Genomic DNA, 21,905 nt, shown 5'->3' on the forward strand with positions numbered 1-21,905 from the left:
CTACGCGTGGCACAGGCCTTGATTAGAAGGGGATCATGCGAGGGGGAGGCGTGATGGCGTCGGCATCTGACAGTCTGGATATCCAGCGCCTGCGTCAGGACTACTGCGCGGGCCGCCGCAGGCCGTCGGCTGTCATCGAAACGGTGCTGGCGCGCATCGCCGCCGCCGGCGATGACGCGGTGTGGATCAGCCGCTTCCCCGACGACGCATTGCGCTCGCAGGCCGTCGGGCTCGACCGGGCATGGGCTGACGACCCGACGGTCCTCGATCGCCTGCCACTGTTCGGCGTGCCCTTCGCGGTGAAGGACAATATCGACGTTGCGGGGCTACCGACGACGGCGGCCTGCCCGGCCTTCGCCTACACACCCGGGAAGTCGGCAACCGTCGTCGATCGGCTCACGGCAGCGGGCGCGATCGTCGTCGGCAAGACCAACCTCGATCAGTTCGCCACGGGTCTTGTCGGCGTGCGCTCGCCCTATGGCGTGGCGCGCAATCCGTTCGATGCCGCCTATCTGCCCGGCGGCTCGAGCTCGGGCTCGGCGGTCGCCGTGTCCTCGGGACTGGTGAGCTTCGCGCTGGGCACCGACACCGCTGGCTCGGGCCGCGTGCCGGCGGGCTTCAACAACATCGTCGGGCTGAAACCCAGCATCGGCCTGCTCTCGACCTCGGGCGTGGTGCCGGCCTGTCGCGCGCTCGACGTGGTCTCGATCTTCGCGCTCGGCGTCGGCGACAGCCTCGCCGTGCTGCGCGCGGCGATGGGCTTCGATGCGGCCGACATCTATTCGCGTGCCGCGCCGGCCGGCTTCGTCGCCGATCTCACCGCGCCGCCGGCGCGGTTCCGTTGCGCCGTGCCACGGCCCGACCAACGCGCGTTCTTCGGCGATGCGCAGGCCGCTTCGATCTATGCGCGATCGCTCGACCGCCTGCGGCACCTCGGCGCGACCCTGGTCGAGGTCGACTATGCGCCGCTCGCCGAAGCCGCCGCCGTGCTCTACAGCCCGGCCGGCGCCGCCGAGCGCACCACGGCGATCGACGCCTTCATCGCCGAGCGCGGTGCGGACATGCACCCGGTGACGCGCGCCATCATCGACAGCGGCCGCACGGCCACCGCCGTCGACGTCTATCGCGCGCGCGACCGGCTGCGCGCCTTGCGCCGCCACGCCGAAGCGATCTTCGCCGACTGCGACGTGCTGGCGGTGCCGACCTCGGGCACGATCTACCGTGTCGAGGAGGTGCTCGCCGATCCGGTGCGGCTCAACAGCAATCTCGGCCATTACACCAATTTCGTGAACCAGCTCGACCTCTCGGCCATCGCCGTGCCGGCCGGCTTGCGTGCCGATGGACTGCCCGCCGGGCTGACGCTGATCGCGCCGGCTTTCCGCGAGGGTCGCCTGGCGGCGCTCGGCGAGGCCTTCCATCGCGATGTCGGTGGCACGATGGGCGCGACCGGCGTCGCGCTGCCGCCGGCGGAAGTGGCGGGCGCCGCGCCGGACTATCCCGACATGCCGATCGTCGTGGTCGGCGCGCACATGCGCGACCTGCCGCTCAATCGCGAGCTTAAGGCATTGGGCGCGCGCTTCGAGTCGGCCTGCGCGACGGCGCCGACCTATCGCTTCTACCGCCTGCCCGGAGCGGGCGTGGCGCGACCGGGGTTGGTCCGGGTCGCCACGGAAGGCGTGGCGATCGACGGCGAGATTTGGCGCCTGCCGACGGAAGCGGTCGGCGCGCTGCTGGCCCGCGTTCCCTCGCCGCTGGGGCTGGGCGACATCACGCTCGCCGACGGTCGCAAGGTGAAGGGCTTCCTCTGCGAAGCGGCGGCCGTCGAGGGCGCCGAGGACATCTCCTCCTGCGGCGGCTGGCGCGGCTACCTCGCGCGCGCCGCCGCGACATAGGTCAGCGACGCGTCGCTCACCGTGTGGACATGGGCGCGCACATGGGCGGCGGCCCGGGCCGCCTCGCCGCGCTGGATCGCCTCGACCACCAGCGCGTGCTCGCCGAAGGACCTCGCCAGCCGGCCCGAAACGTTGAACTGCCCGGTGCGATAGGGCGCGACGCGCCGTCGCGCGGCGTGCGCGGCGTCCTCGAGCGGGCGATTGTGGCTGCCGCGGTAGATCGCGGCATGGAATTCGGTGTTCAGCGCATCGTAGTCCTCGCGCACGCCGTGCCGCATTGCCTCGCCCGCGCGCTCGTGGATCTGCGCCAGCAGGCGCCGCTCGACCGGCGTCATGCGCTGCGCCGCGTAGTGGGCGCACAGCGCCTCCAGGTCGGCCATCAGCTCGAAGGCTTCCGTGACCATGGCCGGCGCCAGCTGGGCGACCACCAGGCCGCGGCCCTGGCGCTGGGCCAGGCCGATGCCGACCAGCTGGTTCAGCGCCTCGCGCACCGGGGTGCGCGACACGGCGAAGCGCTCGGCCGTGCCGACCTCGTCCAGCCGCGTGCCGGGCGCCAGGCGGCCGGTGATGATCTCGTCGGCCAGGCTCCGACGGATGCTCTCGGCGCGCGTGGCGGCCTCGACATCGGCAATCGGCACGATCGGACTGGCGATCGACATCGAACCCCGTGGTGTTTCCGTCCCGGGACGATCATACGCAAGACGCGGGCCGTTGGCTCCCATGCGCTGCCGGACCTTGGATGGGCCGCCGGTCCGGGCAAGAATGGCGCGACAAGACATGCGGGAGAGACGTGTGGACGGCGTGGTCAACATCGAGGATCTGCGCAAGGCGGCCAAGCGACGGCTGCCCAGGATCGCCTTCGACTTCATCGAGGGCGGCGTCGAGGACGAGCACGGCCTTGACGGCTGCGAGAACGCCTTCCGCCGCCGCGAGCTGGTGCCGCGCTACATGGTCGACGTCAGCAAGCGTGACCAGAGCGCGGTGCTGTTCGGGCGCAGCTATTCGAGCCCCTTCGGGATTGCCCCCACCGGGCTGGCCGGCCTGTTCCGCCCCGGCGCCGATCTGATGCTGGCCCAGGCGGCGCGCGACGCCAACGTGCCGTTCATCATGTCGGGCGCCAGCACCGCCTCGATCGAGGATCTCGGCAAGCTGGCGCCGGACCACGGCTGGTACCAGCTCTACACGGCCAAGGACCGCGGCATCTCCGAGGACATGATCCGCCGGGTGAAGGACGCCGGTCTGAAGACCTTGGCGATGACCGTCGACGTGCCGGTCGGCTCGAACCGCGAGCGCAACGTGCGCAACGGCTTCTCGCGTCCCTTGCGCATGACCTGGGCGGTGAAGTTCGAGGCGCTGCGCCATCCCGGCTGGATGATGGAGTACTTGCGCACCGGTACGCCGATGTTCTCCAACTGGCAGCCCTACGCGCCCAAGGGCGCCAGCGCCGACGACGTCGCCGCCTTCGTTGCCACCCAGACGCCGACCTCGGTGACCTGGAAGGACGTCGAGAATTTCCGCCGCCTGTGGCCCGGCAAGTTCGTCATCAAGGGCATCATGCATCCCGACGACGCGCTGCGCGCCCAGTCGATCGGCGTCGACGGCATCATGGTGTCCAACCACGGCGCCCGGCAGCTCGACCGCGCGCCCTCGCCGCTCGACGTGCTGCCGGCGGTGGTCGAGGCGGTCGGCGACAAGATGACGTTGATGCTCGACGGCGGCGTGCGCCGCGGCGCCGACGTGATCACCGCCTTGTGCCTGGGCGCGAAGTTCATCTTCATGGGTCGCCCGACGCTCTACGGTGCCGCCGCCGGCGGCCTGGCCGGCGCCACCAAGGCGCTGGGCATCTTCCGCCGCGAGGTCGACCTGGTGATGGCCCAGATCGGCGCGCCCGATCTCGCCGCGCTGGGGCCGCACTACCTGATGTGGGACGAGGATCGGCGGCGCAACGCGCGGGTGTAGCGGGCCCGGAACGACAAGAGGCCGGCACCATCGCGTGGTGCCGGCCTCTTTGCTGACGCTGTTGAGATCCCCAGACTCTCCGGAGCGGTGTTCCGCGTCCGACTACTGCAGGCTGTTGGAGGTGTTCATCATCATGCCGCTGAGCTTGGTGCCCACCGTGCTGAACGCGGTGATGGCGGCGACCGAGATCAGGGCGGCGATCAGACCGTACTCGATGGCGGTGGCGCCGGACTCGTCACGCAGAAGGTTCTGAAGAAAACGCATAGCGGAAATCCCCCATATCAATGTGTATTAATAATTAAACGTTAACGATCCATCTTTTATCGTGATTTGATCGTGAACGCAAGGGAATTGTTTTAAGTCCTGCCGATTCTTTGGAGAATCGGGATTCTCGTTGTCCTGTCACCACTTAAGGTCAGATCGGAGGTTGACCGCCTAGCGCAGGGCTTCATCGAGCAGGGTCAATGCCTCCAGCGCGAACCGGCGCATGTTGTCGACGCGGTCCGTCTTGCCGGTTTCGATGGTGATGCTGCGCTCCGCAGGCCCGCTGATGCCGACGCAGGCGTGGCCGGCGGCATCGCCATAGCGATTGCCGGTGGGGCCGCTGGCGCCGGTCTCGGAGATGCCCCAGGTGGTGCCCAGCCGCTGACGGATGGTGCGCGCCATCAGCATGGCATAGGGCTCGGTCGACGCGCGCAGACCGACGCGGGCTTCGGGCGGGATCATCAGCAACGCGTCGCCGGCGGCGCGGGTGTAGATCACCGCGCCGCCGACGTAGTAGGCCGAAGCGCCGGGCACCGCGAGCAGGGCGGCGGAGACGAGACCGCCGATCGAGGACTCGGCGACCGATATCGTCTCGCCGCGCGCCTTGAGCCGCTCGCCGATGCGCGCCGCGATGGGCAGCAGGTCCTGCATGGTGAAGTCTCCCGTTCGCGTCATCGCGTGCGCCGCGAAGGATGACGCGTCGCGTCAGTCCTTCAGGATGGACAGCTCGAGGTCGACCTTCTCGCCCAGCCACAGGGCGCGGTCGCGGTGGTCGGTGAGGTCGTGGCCGGTGTTGGGATGCACCAGCACCACCAGATCGCCGCGGTTCAGCGCCAGCCACGGCACGAACTCGGCGAACATCGCGGGCGGGAAGGCGACCTGGTAGCTCCAGCGCGGATGCGGGCCGATCGGCCTGCTATGCACGCGGCCCATCTCGGCGACGAAGCGCGCGACGATGGTGGCGCGCAGCTTCAGCGCCGCGTCCTTGCTGTCGGCGTCGAAATAGACATGGGCGTGCCAGTCCTTGATGTCGCCGACCTCGGCCGCCATGACGTGCTCTCCTTACAGGCGGCGCCAGGGGTTCCCGGCCATCATGCCGCCATCGATCACCATCTCCATGCCGGTAACATAGCGCGAAGCGTCGGAGGCCAGCCACAAAACGCCGTTGGCGATATCCTGCGCCTCACCAGCGAAGCCCAGGGGAACCGCGAGCCTGGCGCGCTCGTAGGGATCGACCGGCGCGTTGTGGCCCATGCCGCGCGCACCCGTCGGGATCTTGCCCCAGATCGGCGTGGCGATGATGCCGGGATGCATGGTGTTGACGCGGATCTTCTCGTTGGTCAGCTCCAGCGCCACCGACTTGCCGAACAGCCGCACGCCGCCCTTGGTCGCGGCATAGGCCGCCAGCCCCGGCGCGCCGCGCAGGCCGGCGACCGACGACATCAGCACGATCGAGCCGCCGCCGCCCCTGCGCATCAGCGGCACCGAATGCTTCACCGACAGGAACACGCCGTCGAGGTTGATCGCCTGCTGGCGCTGCCAGTCCTCCAGCGTCATGTCGAGGATCGGCGTGGCGATGCCGATGCCGGCGTTGGACACCAGCACGTCGAGCTTGCCGCATTGCTTCTCGATCTCGGCCACGACCTCGATCCAGCGCGGCTCCGAGACCACGTCCTGGTCGAGGTAGAGCGCGCCGCCGCCGATCTTCGCCGCCAGCGCCTTGCCGCGCGCATCGTCGATATCGGTGATGACCACGCGCGCGCCCTCGCGCGCCAGGGTGAGCGCACACGCCTCGCCGATACCCGACGCGCCGCCCGTGACAAGGGCGACCTTGCCGTCAACCTGACCCATGATGATGTCTCCCCGAACGCGTCATCCCGAGCGAAGGCGAGGGATCCAGGATGCCCTGGATCCCTCGCTACGCTCGGGATGACAGAATTACCGCTTCTGGAAATTGCCCGGCCGCCGCTCGGCCCAGGACTTCACGCCTTCCTTGAAGTCGGCGGTCTTGCGCGTCCAGTCCTGCTCGACCAGCTCGCGCTCGGTGGCGCGCTCGGCCTCGTCGGCGAAGCCGCGCCGCATGGTCTCGCGCGTCGACAGCACCGCCAGCGGCGCCGACTCGGCGATCTCCCTGGCCAGCGCCATCGCGCCCTTGCGCACGTCGGCCAACGGCACCAGGACGTCGGCCATGCCCATCGCGACGGCTTCGCTGCCGGTGACACGACGGCCCGTATAGAAGAGCAGATTGGCCTTCTGCTGGCCGACCAGGCGCGGCAGGGTGAAGGTCAGGCTGAAGCCGGGGTGGAAACCCAGCCGCGTGAAGTTGGCGGAGAAGCGCGCCTCCTCGCAGGTGACGCGGAAATCGGCCGACAGTGCCAGGCCGAGCCCGCCGCCGATCGCGGCGCCCTGCACGGCGGCGACCTGCGGCTTCTGGGCCCGGAAGATGCGCGTGGCCTCCTTGTAGAGGTGCTTGCCGGACTCGGCCGCGCCGGTCGCCGGGCGGTTGGCGAAATCGGCGCCGGCGCAGAACGACTTGCCCTGCGCGCACAGCACGATGGCGCGGATGTTGTCGTCGCGGTCGAACGCCTCGTAGGCGTCGGCGATCTGGTTGATCAGCGCGTTGTCGAAATAATTGTGCGGCGGACGCTGGATCTCGACGATGCCGACATGGCCTTCGCTGCTGATGCCGATGTCCTGCTTGGCCGCACCTGATGCCACGGGTTCCGCGCTCATGAGTTCCCTCCCGCTGGATGATCTGGCGTTCGGGCGCATCCTAGCCTGCCCCGGCGCGGGAGTCGCAAGCGCCCGCACCGCAATGCCGCTGTGCGGCAAGCCTGCATCAGCCTCTGCGGCGCGGCCGGCGCAGCATGGGGAAGATCTCGGGTGAGCCGCCGACCTGGATCGTTCCGAGCAATTCGAAGCCGTGACGCCGATACAGCGGCACGTTGGCCGGATTGCTCGATTCGAGATAGGCGAGGCTGCCCTCTCGATCGCATTCCGCCAGCGCATGTCGCATGAGCGCGCTGCCCAACCCCTTGCCCTGACAAGCGGGGTCGATACCGATCAACGGCAGATACCAATGTGGTTCCGTCGGATGGTAGCTGGCCATCCGTTCGATCAACGCGCCGGCGTCGCTGAGCGCGTGCTGGTCGACGGTCTCCTGCATCAGCGCGCCCATGGCCGCCTCATCGGGTTCGGCGCCGGGCGGCAGCCAGAGTGCCGCGCCCTTGCAGCCCTCGATGACATGAGCCGTGCCACGCGGGAATGCCTGCCCGCCGAAGGCGCGGACAAAGCGCGGGAAGCTCGCGAGATAGCGTCGGGGATCCGACCAGCTCCAGCGCGCGGCGGGATCGGTGCAGAAGGCCAGCGTCAGGACGTCGGCGACGGCCGCCTCGTCCTGCGGTGTAGCGGACTTGATGGCATGATCTGTCATGGCTTCCCTGGGGTTGCGGTCGTCTTCAAGATGGCCCCGGGGGTGGCGCATGCAAGGGGAGTCGAGCGGAGGCTGCAACTGCGGCGTGGCCTCAAGGCCGCGTCGAGCAAATCCTGCGGCGATCCACTGGAGCTGAGCCGATGGTTGCGCCGCTTACCGGTCTGCGCGTGCTGGAGATGCCCGGTGGCGTGGCCGCGCGCTATTGCGGCCGGCTGTTCGCCAGGCACGGAGCGACGGTGCTGCAGCTCGGCGCACCCGATCAGACCGGCGTCGGCTACGGCGGCAGGGCGAGCGAGGCGTACGCCGTCTGGCTCGACCACGGCAAGCGGCGCGTCGACAGCATCGTTTCGGCCGGCAAGCTCGACCTGATCATCGCCGGCCAGAGCATCGCCGAGATCGCGGCAGCCGATGCGGCGCGTGCCGCCGACACGATCCGCGTCGGTCTCACCTGGTTCGCCCCGGATGGTCCCTATCGCAACCGGGTCGGCAGCGACGCGGTGATCCAGGCGATGAGCGGCGTGGCCTATGCCACCGGCCCGAAGGACGGCCGGCCGATGCTGCCGCGTGGGCACGCGCCGCAGGTGGTGGCCGGCGCCACCGCCTTCATCGCCGCGCTGGGCGCGATCATCGGCCGCGACAACGGATGGACGGGAAGGCTTGTCGACGTCGACATCCTCACCGCCAATCTGTGCTTCTCCGAGGGTGGTGCGTCGACGCTGGCGCTGACCGGCGACAAGGTGGTGCGCCGCGGCGTCAACCGCTTCACGCCGACCTTTCCCGGCGGCATCTACCGGGCAAGCGACGGCTGGATCGGCGTCACCGCGCTGACGCCGCCGCAATGGGCGTCGTTCTGCGACATGATCGACCACCCGGAGCTGGCGCAGGACAGGCGCAACGCGATCTCGCTGCTGCGCCTTGAGCGCGCCGACGAGCTCGACCCCATCCTGGTGCCGGCGCTGCGCGCGAAATCGGCCAAATGGCTGCTGGAGGAGGGTCAGCGCCGGCGCATTCCCCTGGCGCCTGTGCCGAACCTCGCCGATCTGCCGCGCACGTTGCACTGGCAGGGCCGCGCCAGCTTCGTGCCGGTGCCCGGTGTCCACGCCTTCGGACCGAGCATGCCTTTCCATATCGAGACAGGCGCGGCCGACCCTTCAACGCCGGAGCGACGCACGAGCACGCCGACGCTGCCGCTCGAGGGCATCCGCGTCCTCGATCTGACCATGGGCTGGGCCGGCCCGCTGGCGGCGCGGCACTTCGCCGATCTCGGCGCCGATGTCGTCAAGGTCGAGTCGTGCGCGCATTACGACTGGTGGCGCGGCTTCGATGGCATCATCGACGGGGACCCGCCGCCCTACGAGACGCGCCATTCCTTCCTGATGGTCAATCGCAACAAGCGCGGCGTGACGCTCGACCTGAAGGCTGGGAGCGGCGTCGCGCTGGTGCGCCGGCTGGCGGCGCGCGCCGACGTGATGATCGAGAACTACGCGCCGGGCGTGCTCGACCGGCTGGGCATCGGTCCGAAAGCGATGACAGAAGCCGTGCCCGGCCTGATCGGCATCTCGATGGGCGCCTTCGGCGCCAGCGGGCCATGGAGCGCCTTCCGCGCCTATGGCTCGACGGTCGAGCAGGCCTCGGGCCTGCCCTTCGCCAATGGCGAGGCCGACGATCCGCCGACCATGCAGCATGTCGCCTATGGCGATCCGATCGGCGGCATTTTCGGCGCCATCGCCTGCCTGATCGCGCTCCATGGCCGCAAGCACGGCCGCGCCAGCACGGTGATCGATCTCGGCCAGGTCGAGTGCCTGTTCCAGCTCGGCGCCGACGCCATCGTCGCGCAGTCGACGCAGGAGGTGCCGCTGGCGCGCGATGGCAGCCGTCATCCGCTGTCGAAGCTGCGCATGGTCGGCGGCGAGGCCGGTGCATGGTGGGCGGTATCGGCCGAGACGGAGGTGCAGTGGAACGCCGTCGCGCGCACTGTCGGTGCAGCCGCCACCCTGGATCAGCCCGCGATGGTGGAGGCGGTGCGCGCGTGGTCTGCCGGCAAAGCGCGCGACTCGATCGTCGCGGCATTCCAGGCGGCCGGCGTTCCATCGGGTCCGGTTCACGCGGCGCAGGATCTGCTGAGCGATCCGCAGCTCGTGACCTCGGGCTTCTGGCGCCGCGCCGATCGGCGCTTCATCGGCAGCCATGTGGTGCCGCTGGCGCCGTATCGCCTCGATGGCACGTCGCCGCCGATGCGGGCGCCGGCGCCGACATTGGGCGAGCACAACGACGCCGTGCTGGGCGGCGATCTCGGCCTGACGCGCGGCGAGCTCGACCAGCTGGTTGCCGAGGGCGTGATCGGCACGCGCGCGGTGGCGCCGTAGAGGACATCCGCGCCATCACCCAATGGCTTGCAGCCGTCTTCCTTCTCCCTGCGAAGGCGGGGAGAAGGTGCCCGAAGGGCGGATGAGGGGCTTCGCGGCGGGTCAATGGCGACACTGGCGGTCGTTGCACGCGGAAGCCCCTCATCCGCCTCGCTGACGCTCGGCACCTTCTCCCCGCCTTCGCGGGGAGAAGGAGGACCTACTTGATCGCCAGCCAGATCTCGAAGCCGCCCAGCCCCGTGCGGCTGTCGAACTCGGGACCGTAGCGCTCGAAGAACGGCGCGTCGGCGGCCTGGAAGCCGGAGGCGGGCAGCCACTTGCTCCAGATCGTCGTCACCGTGCTGCGGATGGTCGAGATGTGCTCGCGGTGGGCGAATACGGCGTAGCGCTGCGGCGGGATACGAACGCGCATGTACTCTTTCGGCACCTCCGAGAAGTCGCGCACCTGCACCCCGGCGATGTAGTCGAAATTGCCGGCATCGTCGGTGTTGCAGCACACGCCATAGGCGACGTCGCCGATCTTGCCCGGCATGAGGTCGACCTCGGCGTTGAAGCGCTGCCACAGCCCCGGGATGCCGCCGGAGCTGTCGTGGCTGAAGCGGTCGCCGCGGCCGGCGATCAGCAGGGCCGGCGTAGTCTCGAAGCGCGGCGGCGCGAGCGTGGCGGTGGCGGTCTCGGTCATGCGGATGGCCTCCATCGGCTTGATGCTGCACAGGCTGCCCTTGGTTCGCACCGCCTCGGGCGTGGTGCCGAACTGGTCGCGGAAGGCGCGGGTGAAGGCTTCGTGCGAGCCGTAGCCGGCGTCGAGCGCCACCATGAGGATGTCCGGCGCGCCGCCGGCCAAGGCGCGCGCGGCATGACTCAGGCGCCGGCCGCGGACATAGCGCATCACCGAGGTCCCCGTGGCGTACCCGAAGGCGCGCACGAGCTGGAAGCGCGACACGCCGGCGATCGCGGCGATGTCGTCGAGCGTCAGCTCCTCAGCGAAGTGGCTCTCGATGAACCACAGGGCCTTGTCGACGGGATCCATGGCGCTGGTATAGGCCGGGCCGCAAGCGCGCGCTTGATCGGTCTTGCGTTCGCAGGCCGGAAAGTGGCGGTTGAAAGGCCCCGCCCGTCCGCGCCAGTCTGTGGTCCACCAATCAATGGAGGGGACCCATGGCGAGGTTGTGCGAGGGGCGCGTGGCGCTGGTCACCGGTGCGGCGCGCGGCGTCGGGCGCGAGCACGCGCTGTTGCTGGCGAAGCATGGCGCCAAGGTCGTGGTCAACGATCTCGGCGGCGAGCGCGACGGCAAGGGCGCCGACCTGACGCCGGCGCAGAAGGTCGTCGAGGAGATCAAGGCCATGGGTGGCGAGGCCGCGGTCAACGGCGACGACGTCTCTGACTGGAACGGCGCCAAGCGCATGGTCGACCAGGCGATCTCGACCTTCGGCAAGCTCGACATCGTGCTCTCCAACGCCGGCATCCTGCGCGACCGCATGCTGACCAACATGACCGAGGAAGAGTGGGACGCGGTGATCAAGGTGCACCTCAAGGGCACCTTCGCGCCGGCGCGGCACGCCTGCGCCTATTGGCGCGACAAGTTCAAGGAGACCGGCCAGCCTGTAAACGGAAGGCTGATCACCACGACCTCGGTTTCGGGCATCTACGGCAATGTCGGCCAGACCAATTACGGCGCCGCCAAGGCCGCCATCGCCGCCTTCACCGTGATCGCCGCGCGCGAGATGCGACGCTACGGCGTGACCTCGAACTCGATCTCGCCTTCGGCCTACACCCGCATGACCGCCGACCTGCGGCAGTACTCACCCGAGGATCTGGAGAGGCGTGACCCGAAATGGGTGGCGCCGATCGCGGTGTGGCTGGCGAGCGAGGAGTCCGGCGACATCACCGGCCGCGTCTTTCAGGCCGGCGGCGGCCAGATCGCCGTCGCCGAGGGCTGGCACAAGGGCCCGACCATCGCCCAGGTGGCCGATCCGACGACGCTCGGCCCGATCGTCAAGGACATGGTCGCCAAGGCGCGCAAGAACGCCGGCATGGACGGCATGGATCTGGATTAAGTCTCGAGTGTCATCCCGAGCGTAAGCGAGGGATCCAGATTCCTCGCTGCGCTCGGAATGACAGGGTGGGTGTTCCCATGAACTTCGATTTCTCCGACGACCAGAAGATGCTGCAGGAGCAGGTGCGCAAGTTCCTGGCGGACAAGAGTCCGTACAAGACGACGCGCCGCGTGCTGGAGAGCGACGAGGCCTATGCCGGGGAGGTCTGGAAGGGCCTGGTCGAGCTCGGCGTCACCGCCGCGACCATCCCTGAGGAGTACGGTGGCTCGGGCATGGGCGCGCTGGAGCTCTGCGTCGTCGCCGAGGAGCTGGGACGCGCCTGCGCCGCGGTGCCCTTCGCCTCGTCGGTCTATCTCGCCACCGAGGCGCTGAAGCTGTTCGGCAGCGAGGCGCAGAAGAAGGCCTGGCTGCCGAAGCTGGCCGGCGGCGAGGCGATCGGCACCATCGCGACCGGCGAAGGCCCGCAGGCGCCGACGCCGCGCAACGTGCGTACCAGCTTCGGCGGCGGCAAGGTGACGGGCCAGAAGCTGCCGGTGGCCGACGGCACCGCGGCGACCTTCGCCATCGTGCTGGTCAACACCGGCGGCGCCGGCGATCGCGCTCTCTCCATGGCGATCGTCGACCTCACGGCGTCGGGCGTGACGCGCGTGACGGTGCAGACCGTCGATCCGGCGCGCAAGCACGCGCACATCACCTTCAACGGCGCGTCGGGCGAATTGCTGGGTGCCGAGGGCGCCGGCTGGAGCCAGCTCGAGACGTTGTACGACGCCGCCGCCGTGCCGATGGCCTTCGAGCAGATCGGCGGCGCGGAAGCCGCGATGTGGATGGCGCGCGACTACGCGCTGCAGCGCCAGGCCTTCGGCCGGCAGATCGGTTCCTACCAGGCGATCAAGCACAAGCTCGCCGACATGTACGTCAAGCTCGAGCTGGCGCGGTCGAACGCCTATTACGGCGCGATGATGCTGTCGGAGGGCGGCGCCGACCTGCCGATCGCCGCCGCCGCCGCGCGCATCGCCGCCACCGAGGCCTACGACTTCGCCGCCAAGGAGAACATCCAGACGCATGGCGGCATCGGCTTCACCTGGGAGGCCGACACGCAGTTCCACTATCGCCGCTCGCGCCTGCTGTCGCTGGCGCTGGGCGGGCCGCTGGCATGGAAGGACAAGCTGGTCACGCGGCTGGAGCGCAAGAACGCCGCGTGATGTGACGCGCGTCCCCTACCTTCCCCCGGAGGGGGAAGGTGCCCGAAGGGCGGATGGGGGATGCCGATGACGAACACCGATGTCGTTGAGACATCCCCCATCCGGCGCTACGCGCCACCTTCCCCCTCCGGGGGAAGGTAGAAGACAAGGGAGCGACACATGGACTTCAACGACGCCCCCGAGGAAGCCGCCTTCCGCGCCGAGGTGCGCAAGTGGCTCGAGGCCAACGCCAGGCGCAAGAGCGACGACAAGCAGGCCTATCGCGCGCGCAGCGACGATACGGCGCTGCTGAAGTCGGCCAAGGAGTGGCAGGCCAAGAAGGCCGCCGCCGGCTATGCGCGCATCACTTGGCCGAAGGAGTATGGCGGGCAGGGCGGCACGCCGATCCAGCAGGTGATCTACCAGCAGGAGGAATCGAACTTCCTCGTACCGCTGGGCTTCTTCGACATCGGCCTGGGCATGTGCATTCCCACGATGATGGCCTATGCGACGAAGGAGCAGCTCAAGCGCCACGTCAAGCCGGCGCTCTACGGCGAGGAGGTCTGGTGCCAGCTCTTCTCCGAGCCGGCCGCCGGCTCCGACGTCGCCGGCATCCGTACCCGGGCGGAGCGCGACGGCAACGACTGGATCATCAACGGACAGAAGGTCTGGACCTCGGGCGCGCATTACAGCGACTGGGGCATCATCATCACCCGCACCGATCCCAACGTCCCGAAGCACCAGGGCCTGACCATGTTCTTCCTGAACATGAAGAGCCCGGGCGTCGAGGCGCGGCCGATCAAGCAGATCTCCGGCGGCGCGAACTTCAACGAGGTGTTCTTCACCAACGTGCGCGTGCCCGATGCGCAGCGCCTGGGCAAGGTCGGCGAGGGCTGGAAGGCGGCGCTGACCACGCTGATGAACGAGCGTCTCGCCGTCGGCATGCCCTCGGGCGGGCTCGACGTCGATGAGCTGCTCGAGCTGGCGCGCGGCACCGAGCTCGAGGACGGTCCGGCGATCCGCAACGGCCATGTGCGCGCGAAGATCGCCGACTGGTACGTGCAGGCCCAGGGCCTGAAATACACGCGCTACCGCACGCTGACGGCGCTGTCGAAAGGCCAGACGCCGGGGCCGGAATCGTCGATCATCAAGGTGATCGCCGCGCCCAAGATGCAGGATCTCGGCGCCATGGCGATGGAGCTGATGGGGCCGGCCGGCATCATGACGTCCGACGTGCCGGGCTCCGGCGGCTTCCAGGCGCAATGGATCGGCGGCGCCGGCTTCCGCATCGCCGGCGGCACCGACGAGATCCTGCGCAATATCGTGGCCGAGCGCGTGCTCGGCCTGCCGCAGGACGTGCGCGTCGACAAGGACGTGCCGTTCAACCAGCTCGGCAAGACGAAATAATCATTGCCTTCCCCCGTAGGGGTGGGGCTATCGCATATGGCTTTCTTTCCTTCTCCCCGCGAAGGCGGGGAGAAGGAAAGAAAGCTATACGCGACTACCTTGCCCCTCCGGGGGAAGGCATCCTCTTCCCATCTCCAGCACATCGTCGCACATCGCGGCGATGACCTCGGGGTCGTGCGAGATCAGCAGGTAGGCGACGCCGGTCTCCCGCTGCAGACCGCGCAGGAACTCCAGCAGCTCGACCTGCAGATGGCGGTCGAGCGCCGAGGTCGGCTCGTCGAGGATCAGCAGGTCGGGCCGCAGCACCATCGCGCGCGCCAGCGCCACGCGCTGGCGCTGGCCGCCCGACAGCTCGTTGGGATAGCGATGGGCGTAGGAGCCGTCGAGGCCGACATCGAGCAGCGCCTGCTCGACCAGCGCGCGGTGCGTCGCGCGGTTTGAGGGACGGTGCGTGCGCAGGCCCTCGGCGACGATGTCGGCGATGGTGAGCCGCGGCGACAGCGCGCCCTGCGGATCCTGGAAGACGATCTGCACGCGCCGCCGCAGCTCCTGCCGCTCCTGCCTGGCCATCGTCGCCATGTCGCTTCCGTCCCATGCGATCGTGCCGCCGACCGGCGTGACGAGGCCGCAGAGCGCGTTGGCGATGCTCGACTTGCCGCTGCCCGACGGGCCGACGAGTCCCAGCGTGCGCCCGCGATGCAGCACGAACGACACGCCGTCGACGGCATCGCGCGCTGCCTTGGTGTCGCGCCAGGCGCGCCGCGTGGTGTAGCGGATGCGCAAGTCGTCGACCCGCAGCATCGGCTCGCCGTCGGGCGCCGGCCGCGCCACCTGCAGGTGCGAGGGCGCCTGGAACAGCCGCCGCGTCGCGTCGTGCACAGGCCGCTCGACCAGCTGCGATGCCGGACCAACCTCGACGACGCGGCCGTCCTCCATGACAGCGATGCGATGGGCGACGCGCCGGGCGATCTGCGCGTCGTGCGTCACCATCAGTATGGCGAGGCCGCGTTCGCGGTTCAGTCGCGCCAGCAGATCGATGATCTGGTCGCGGACATGGGCGTCGAGCGAGGCGGTGGGCTCGTCGGCGATCAGCAGGTCGGGATCGGCCGCCAGCGCCGCAGCGATCATCACGCGCTGGCGCTCGCCGCCCGACAGCTCGTGCGGCAGGGCGCCCAGGCGCGCCGCGCCGCCGCGGAAGCCGACCTGGCCGAGCAGCTCGACGATGCGGGCGCGCAGCGCGGGACCGCCGGCATTGCGGTGCAGGCGCAGCGACTCGCCGACCACGCTCTCGACGCTCTGCAGCGGATCGAGCGCCGCCGTCGGCTCCTGGAAGATCATGCCAATACGATCGCCGGCCAGTTGGCCTGCAACCAGCCGCTGGCCCTTGAAGACGAACGCGCCACGCGTCACCGCGGTCGGCCCGGCGAGATCGAGGATCGACGCGGCCAGGCTCGACTTGCCGGAGCCCGAGGCACCGACCAGCACCAGGATCTCGCCCGCCTCGATCGACAAAGAGGTGCCGCGCACGGCCTCGACACGCTGACGCTGCGACTCGTAGGCGGCGGCAAGGTTGTCAATGCGCAGGAGTGGCGCCGGACCATCGGTCGCGATGGGCACGGCGGCCGAGATCGCGTCGATCGATCGCCGTGGCGGCGCCAGACGCGTGTCCACGGAGTCGCGCAGCGAATCGGCGACCATGCCGATCAGCACCAGCAGGCCGGCGGGCACGACGAAGGCGATGATCGCCAGCCTGGGCGTCTGCAGGTTGTTGCGGCCCTGCGCCAGCAGCTCACCTAGCGACGCCGAGCCCACCGGCATGCCGAAACCGAGAAAATCGAGTCCGGTCAGCAGCGCGATCGAGCCCGCCAAGGTCAGCGGCATCAGCGCGATCACGGCGTTGAGCGAATTGGGGATGACGTGACGCCACAGGATCGCCCGGCGCGGCACACCCATGGCGAAGGCGGCGCGCACATAGTCGAGCTTGCGGATCCTGAGCGCCTCGGTGCGCACGAAGGACACCATCATCATCCACGACAGCGACAGCATGACGAGCAGGATGGTGAAGAAGCCCGGCACGAGGACGCTGGAGATCATGACCAGCGCCATCAGGATCGGCAGGCCGCTCCAGATCTCGATCAGGCGCTGGCCGACGAGATCGACCCAGCCGCCGGCGAAGCCCAGCAGGGCACCGGCGAAGACGCCGATCAGCGTGGCGAGCGCCGTCAGCGCCAGGCCGAACAGCAGCGAGGTGCGGAAGCCGTGCAGCAGGCGGGCCAGCACGTCGCGGCCCTGGTCGTCGGTGCCCAGCCAGTTCTGCGTTGAGGGTGGCGCCGGCACCGGCACCGTCAGCCCGTAGTTCACCGTGTCGGCGCCGAAGCGGATCGGCGGCCAGATCGCCCAGCCATTGCGCTCGATCAGGTCCACGACATGCGGGTCGGTGAAATCGGCGACGACCGGCAGGCTGCCGCCGAGATCGGTCTCCAGCGGCCGCTCGGCCAATGTCCAGTGCAGCTTGCCGTCGACCGACAGCAGCAAGGGCCGATCGCCGGCGATCAGGTCGGCGCAGAGCGACAGCAGCAGGAGGACGCCCAGGGTGGTGAGCGCGATGCGGCCGCGGCGCGAGCGGCGGGCCGTGGCGAGGATGCGGCCCGCAGTCGAGAACCGGCTGATCATCGCTGCCCGGCGGCGAAGTCGATGCGCGGATCGATCAGCACGCTCACCACGTCGCCGGCAAGATTAACCAGCAGCCCCAGCAGGGTGAGCGTGTAGATCGTGGCGAACATCAGCGGGTAGTCGCGGCCCAGCGACGCCTCGAAGCCCAGCAGGCCCAGCCCGTCGAGCGAGAAGATCACCTCGATCAGCAGGCCGCTGGCGAACAGCATGCCGATCAGCGCGCCGGGCAGCCCGGTCATCACGATCAGCATGGCGTTGCGGAACACGTGCTTCCACAGCGCGACCCGCGGCGAGGCGCCGCGCGCGCGGGCGGCCATGACATAGGTCTTGCCCAGCTCGTCGAGAAAGGCGTTGCGCGTCATCAGCACCAGCGGGCCGAAGCCGCCGATCGCCATGGCGAGCGTCGGCAGGGTGATGTGCCAGAGATAGTCGGCGATGCGCGCCGGCCAGGAAAGCGAGCTCCAGTCGTCCGACACCAGGCCGCGCAGCGGGAACCAGTCGAGGAAGCGGCCGCCGGCGAAGAACACGATCAGCAGCACGGCGATCAGGAAGGCGGGAATCGCCGAGGTCACCAGGGTGAGGATCTGCGCGCCGGTGTCGAAGGCGCCGCCGCGCCGCGCCGCCATGCGCATGCCCAGCGGAATCGAGACCAGGTAGATCAGCAGGGTGCTCCACAGGCCCAGCGACACCGAGACCGGGATGCGCTCGAGCACGAGATCGACGACGCGCGCGTCGCGGAAGAAGCTCTTGCCGAAATCGAAGGTCGCGAGCCGCACCATGGTGTCGACGAAGCGCTCGTGCAGCGGCTTGTCGAAGCCCAGCATGCGCTCGATCTCCTCGAGCAACTCGGGCGGCAGGCGCTCGGCACCGCGATAGATCGAGGTGGCGTCGGGCGAGGCGGTGCTGTCCGAGAGGCCGTCGCTCAGCCGCGACTCGAGATCGGACGCGCCGCCGGTGAGTTCCGACAGGAAGCGCTCGACCGGCCCGCCGGGCGCCAGCTGCATGATCAGGAAGTTGACCGTCATGATCCCGAACAGCGTCGGGATCATCAGCAGCAGACGCCGCAGGACGTAGCGGGCCATGGAGGTTTACCTTCCCCCGGAGGGGGAAGGTGCCCGAAGGGCGGATGGGGGATGTCGAAGACGGACGCGGAGCGTGTTGAGGCATCCCCCATCCGTCGCGCTGCGCGCGCCACCTTCCCCCTCCGGGGGAAGGTATGGACTGACGACACGCATCAGGTGCGCGTGACGAGGTGCAGTTCGAGATCGAGCGACTGGCCGTCGCGCTGAACGGCAAGACTTACGCGCCGGCCGGCGGGTTGGCGGCGCAGGATGCCGAAGGCGTCAACCGGCGTTGCCACGGCGAGGCCGTCGATCGCGGTGATGCGGTCACCGGCGAGCACGCCGGCTTCCGCTGCGGGCGAGTCGGCATCGACGGACTGGACCAGCGGCGGCATCGAGCCGGTTTCCCAGCGCAGGCCGCTGCTGGCGGTGCGCGCGGCCGGCGGCTCGACCGTGTCGAGATGGAAGATCGCGTCGGCGATGCCCGGCGCGCAGGAGAGGGCGAGCGGCCGGTCGTCCTCGTGCGGCAGCAGGACGCGCTGGTTGGCGACGCCCAGGTCGCGCAGCTGATGCGGCGTGCCGTGGCCGAACTCGAGATGACCGCGGCCGATGATGCCGATCACCAGCGGGGGGTCGGCGACTTCGAGGGCGCGCTTCATGTTGACGGCAAAAGCGCGATCCCAGGTCTGCTGCGCGGCGATGAAGCCGTCGAACCGCACGTCGGCGGGCAGGGCGCGGCCGACGATGTCGGCGAGGTACCGCCGATAGCCCTCGGTCGGCGGCGCCGAGGGCGTGAGCCCGTCGCGCTCGGCTTCGGGGATCGCGTCCCAGCCTTCCTTGCGCACGCGCGTGACCAGCGCGCGGTAGCAATTGATCGCCAGCATGCGCACGCGGTGCTGACGGCAGAAGTGGAACAGCGGCAGGTAGATCTCGGGATCGAAGCCCCAGACATCGAACCACTCCGCCTCGAGCAGGAAAGCGTCGGTGCTGAGCTCGCCGGCGACCCAGCGATCGAGCACCGGCTGCTGGCGGCGCTGGAACATCTCGAAGCCCACCGCCATGTTCGGCCGCCGGGCATGCAGGGCGGCGCAGACATGCATCTGCCAGCGATGGATCTCGGCGCGGTCGTGAGTCTCGCCCAGCATCACGACATCGGCTCTCGCCGCGTCGTCGAGGATCTCGGCGGCGGGAATGGTCCGCGCCCTGGCGGGCGCGAACCATGCGGCCTTGGGGAAGTCGGGCGTATGGGCGACGTCGTTCATGATCGTCCTGCGATGTCTGGGTTCAGTACTTGACGCTGAGACCGAGGCGGAAGTGGCGGCCCGGCTGGGTCTGCAGCTCGATCGGATTGGTCGCGGCCACCGCCGCCGTCGACGGATTGCGGTCGTAGCTGTTGGCGACAGAGGGCAGGAAGTAGCGCGCGTCGAAGATGTTGAGCACCGCGCCGCGCAGGGTGACGCCGGGTGCCACCTCCCAGGCGGCGGTGATGTCGAACACCGTGTATCCCGCCGGCCGGTAGCGCACCGTCGGCGTGTCGCTCACCCGGGTGATGCCGGTCTGCCAGGTGCCGACGAAGTCGACGTCGAGGCCCCATTCCGGCTTGGTCCAGCGGATGCCGCCGACGAACTTCCACGGCTCGGCGCCGTTGTAGGGCACGACCGGCGAGGTCGCGTCGGTCTGCTGGTTGCCGTACTGGTACGACACCGCCGCGCTCAGCTCCCAGTTCGGCGTCACGCGCCAGGCGCCGGTCGCCTCGATGCCCCACAGCTTCAGGCTCGACAGGTTCTGGTAGGTGATGTCGGTCGTGCCGGGGATCGACACGAAGTTCTGGATGAAGTCGGTGTAGTCGGCGTGGAAGCCGTTGATCGAGAAGAAGGCGTTCTCCAACTGCCCGCGCACGCCGATCTCGTAGCTCCTCACCCGCTCCGGCCGCAGGGTCGGGTTGGGCACCAGGTTGAAGCCGGTACCGGGCAGCGAGGTGTAGAGCTGCTCCGCCGTCGGCATCTTGAAGCCTTCGGCGTACTGGCCGTAGAGCGAGAAGGTCTTGTCGAGCTTGTAGACGATGCCGAGCTTGAGCGAGAGGTCGTCGGCGTAGATGTTGCGCGGCTCGGCGCCGACCACCGGGCGATAGCCCGGGCCGGGCCGGGGCAGGATGCGATAGGTCGAGAAGCGCAGGCCGGGCGTGATCAGCAGCCGATCGCCGAACAGCGCGATCTCGTCCTGGACATAGGCGTCGGCGCGCCAGGTGCTGGCGTTGGCGAAGTTGAAGCCGCCGGCGACCGTCGTCGTGGTCGCGCCCGTGGTCAGGTTGGTGAGGATGTCGCGCCTGCTGTAGTCGGTCTGCGCCAGGCTGCCGGCGAAGCCGTAGGTGAAGCTGTGCTTCATCCACGAGGCGAGCTGGATCGAGCTCTTGAGCTGCAGGTCGAGCTCGTAGAAGTACTCCTGGTAGCCCAGGAAATCGTCGCGGAAGGTGCGCTGTCCGTTGGCCAGCTGCTGGATGCGATGGCCGGTGCGGTTCAGCGTCTGGGGATGGAAGCCGACCTGCCAGCGCAGCGCGTCGAGATACGACAGGTCGGCCTTCCATTCGTGCTCGAGCGCGAGGCGGTAGCGGCGCAGCGTCTGCCAGCGCATGTAGTCGAGCGTCGTGGTGGTGCCGAAGGTGCCGTTGGCGTTGACCGGACGGCCGTTGTCCCACAGCTGGTCGACCATGGTCTCGCGGTCGAAGTACTCGCCGGTCAGCTTGACGCGATGGCCGTTGTTGGCGTTCCAGACCAGCTTGCCGAGCAGCGAGTTCGACGAGATCCAGGCCGGGTCGAGCTCGTTGCACGGCAGCGACTCGGGCGCGCGCGTGCACGGCCACACGCCGCCGACGGCGCGCGCCTTGCTCAGCCGGTACTGCTCGGCGTCGCGCCTGGTGTAGCTCAGCATCGCCTCGACGTGATCGACGCGGATGGCGCCGGTGACGGTGTTGGTGAAGCCGGTGTTGACGCTGTTGAAGTTGCTGTCGACCTGGACGCCCCAGTTGCGGCCGGGGGCGATGTAGTCGGCGGGATCCTTGGTGGTGAACGCCACCACGCCGCCCAGCGCGTCGGAACCCCACAGCACCGAGGCCGGGCCGCGCACGATCTCGACCTTCTTCATGTTGCTGAGATCGACGAAGTCGCGGGTCTGGTCGGTGATGCGCTCGATGGTGCGCGAGCCGTCGACCATGGTCAGCACGCGGTTGCCGCCGACGCCGCGGATGGTGAAGCCGCCCAGGCTCTTGAACGGATCGGTGCCCGAGGTCTGGCGGTTGACCTGGATGCCCGGCTGGTTGCGCACGGCATCCTCGATCGTCACCAGCATGCGCCGGTCCATCTCCTCGCGCACGATGGTCGAGACGTTGGCCGGCGTGTCGATCAGGCTCTTCTCGCCGCGCGTCGCGGTGGCCGTGATCGGCGGCAGCAGCACCGCGGGATCGGCGCCGGCCGGCGACGCCGTCTGCGCCCGTGCGCTGGTCGATTGAACGATCCCGGCTGCGACCACCATCATGCCCAGCGCAAGACCCCGTCGCGCTCCCCCCAACCCAAGCATCCGCCCCTCCGATGCTGCAGTTTATAGTGCGAACGACT

18 protein-coding genes are annotated in these 21,905 nt (G+C 69.2%); 6 read left to right on the forward strand and 12 right to left on the reverse strand.

Translation table 11 applies throughout. The features are described from left to right. Nucleotides 1-53: 53 nt before the first annotated feature. On the forward strand, nt 54-1,892 hold the full coding sequence (atzF, locus tag KF889_22815; GenBank protein MBX3502283.1) for an allophanate hydrolase: 1,839 nt from the start codon (nt 54-56) through the stop codon (nt 1,890-1,892). On the opposite strand, the gene KF889_22820 is transcribed toward atzF, so the two are convergent. After that, the gene (locus KF889_22820) at nt 1,865-2,551 is read right to left on the reverse strand and encodes a GntR family transcriptional regulator (protein ID MBX3502284.1); all 687 of its coding nucleotides are present in this window, start codon (nt 2,549-2,551) and stop codon (nt 1,865-1,867) included. The two genes, atzF and KF889_22820, sit on opposite strands and share 28 nt — an antisense overlap. Before the next feature lie 118 nt (nt 2,552-2,669). Between KF889_22820 and KF889_22825 the strand changes: the two genes are divergently transcribed. Then, nucleotides 2,670-3,851: an alpha-hydroxy-acid oxidizing protein gene (locus tag KF889_22825; GenBank protein MBX3502285.1), complete on the forward strand. Its 1,182-nt coding sequence runs from the start codon at nt 2,670-2,672 to the stop codon at nt 3,849-3,851. 102 nt (nt 3,852-3,953) lie between these two features. Here KF889_22825 and KF889_22830 read toward each other — a convergent pair whose 3' ends face one another. From KF889_22830 to KF889_22855, 6 genes are all read right to left on the reverse strand, one after another. Beyond that, the gene (locus KF889_22830) at nt 3,954-4,115 is read right to left on the reverse strand and encodes a Flp family type IVb pilin (GenBank protein MBX3502286.1); all 162 of its coding nucleotides are present in this window, start codon (nt 4,113-4,115) and stop codon (nt 3,954-3,956) included. A 171-nt stretch (nt 4,116-4,286) separates the two neighbouring features. Beyond that, a complete protein-coding gene (locus KF889_22835; protein ID MBX3502287.1) occupies nt 4,287-4,766 on the reverse strand; it encodes a CinA family protein in 480 nt (159 codons plus the stop codon). Nucleotides 4,767-4,820: 54 nt separating this feature from the next. Next, nucleotides 4,821-5,165 (reverse strand): DOPA 4,5-dioxygenase family protein, encoded by a 345-nt coding sequence (locus tag KF889_22840; protein ID MBX3502288.1) that lies wholly within the window; start codon nt 5,163-5,165, stop codon nt 4,821-4,823. 12 nt (nt 5,166-5,177) lie between these two features. Beyond that, nucleotides 5,178-5,969: a glucose 1-dehydrogenase gene (locus KF889_22845; GenBank protein ID MBX3502289.1), complete on the reverse strand. Its 792-nt coding sequence runs from the start codon at nt 5,967-5,969 to the stop codon at nt 5,178-5,180. A gap of 84 nt (nt 5,970-6,053) precedes the next feature. Next, a complete protein-coding gene (locus tag KF889_22850; GenBank protein ID MBX3502290.1) occupies nt 6,054-6,848 on the reverse strand; it encodes an enoyl-CoA hydratase/isomerase family protein in 795 nt (264 codons plus the stop codon). Between the two features lie 106 nt (nt 6,849-6,954). Beyond that, on the reverse strand, nt 6,955-7,548 hold the full coding sequence (locus KF889_22855; protein MBX3502291.1) for a GNAT family N-acetyltransferase: 594 nt from the start codon (nt 7,546-7,548) through the stop codon (nt 6,955-6,957). A gap of 140 nt (nt 7,549-7,688) precedes the next feature. On the opposite strand from KF889_22855, the gene KF889_22860 reads away from it, so the two are divergent. After that, a complete protein-coding gene (locus tag KF889_22860) occupies nt 7,689-9,914 on the forward strand; it encodes a CoA transferase (protein MBX3502292.1) in 2,226 nt (741 codons plus the stop codon). A gap of 199 nt (nt 9,915-10,113) precedes the next feature. On the opposite strand, the gene KF889_22865 is transcribed toward KF889_22860, so the two are convergent. Beyond that, nucleotides 10,114-10,944 carry an AraC family transcriptional regulator gene (locus KF889_22865; protein MBX3502293.1) on the reverse strand — a complete coding sequence of 277 codons (831 nt, stop codon included), beginning with the start codon at nt 10,942-10,944 and terminating at the stop codon, nt 10,114-10,116. A gap of 128 nt (nt 10,945-11,072) precedes the next feature. Between KF889_22865 and KF889_22870 the strand changes: the two genes are divergently transcribed. The 3 genes from KF889_22870 (at nt 11,073) to KF889_22880 (ending at nt 14,560) form a co-directional block, all read left to right on the forward strand. Next, complete coding sequence (locus KF889_22870; protein MBX3502294.1) at nt 11,073-11,972, forward strand: SDR family NAD(P)-dependent oxidoreductase; 900 nt, start codon at nt 11,073-11,075, stop codon at nt 11,970-11,972. A gap of 77 nt (nt 11,973-12,049) precedes the next feature. Continuing rightward, a complete protein-coding gene (locus KF889_22875; GenBank protein ID MBX3502295.1) occupies nt 12,050-13,174 on the forward strand; it encodes an acyl-CoA/acyl-ACP dehydrogenase in 1,125 nt (374 codons plus the stop codon). Between the two features lie 159 nt (nt 13,175-13,333). Then, complete coding sequence (locus tag KF889_22880; protein MBX3502296.1) at nt 13,334-14,560, forward strand: acyl-CoA dehydrogenase family protein; 1,227 nt, start codon at nt 13,334-13,336, stop codon at nt 14,558-14,560. An 84-nt stretch (nt 14,561-14,644) separates the two neighbouring features. Here KF889_22880 and KF889_22885 read toward each other — a convergent pair whose 3' ends face one another. The 4 genes from KF889_22885 to KF889_22900 all read right to left on the reverse strand — a co-directional run bounded on the left by KF889_22885 (nt 14,645) and on the right by KF889_22900 (nt 21,825). Continuing rightward, nucleotides 14,645-17,233 (reverse strand): ATP-binding cassette domain-containing protein, encoded by a 2,589-nt coding sequence (locus tag KF889_22885; GenBank protein MBX3502297.1) that lies wholly within the window; start codon nt 17,231-17,233, stop codon nt 14,645-14,647. Continuing rightward, nucleotides 17,230-18,315: a microcin C ABC transporter permease YejB gene (gene yejB / locus KF889_22890; protein ID MBX3502298.1), complete on the reverse strand. Its 1,086-nt coding sequence runs from the start codon at nt 18,313-18,315 to the stop codon at nt 17,230-17,232. The genes KF889_22885 and yejB overlap by 4 nt, the downstream gene beginning before the upstream one ends. 152 nt (nt 18,316-18,467) lie before the next feature. Further along, complete coding sequence (locus tag KF889_22895) at nt 18,468-19,556, reverse strand: ChaN family lipoprotein (protein MBX3502299.1); 1,089 nt, start codon at nt 19,554-19,556, stop codon at nt 18,468-18,470. A gap of 22 nt (nt 19,557-19,578) precedes the next feature. Further along, nucleotides 19,579-21,825, reverse strand: coding sequence for a TonB-dependent hemoglobin/transferrin/lactoferrin family receptor (locus KF889_22900; protein ID MBX3502300.1), 2,247 nt, complete (start codon nt 21,823-21,825; stop codon nt 19,579-19,581). Between the last annotated feature and the right edge of the window lie 80 nt (nt 21,826-21,905).

This window comes from Alphaproteobacteria bacterium (genome assembly GCA_019635875.1).
GTDB lineage: Bacteria > Pseudomonadota > Alphaproteobacteria > Reyranellales > Reyranellaceae > JAFAZJ01.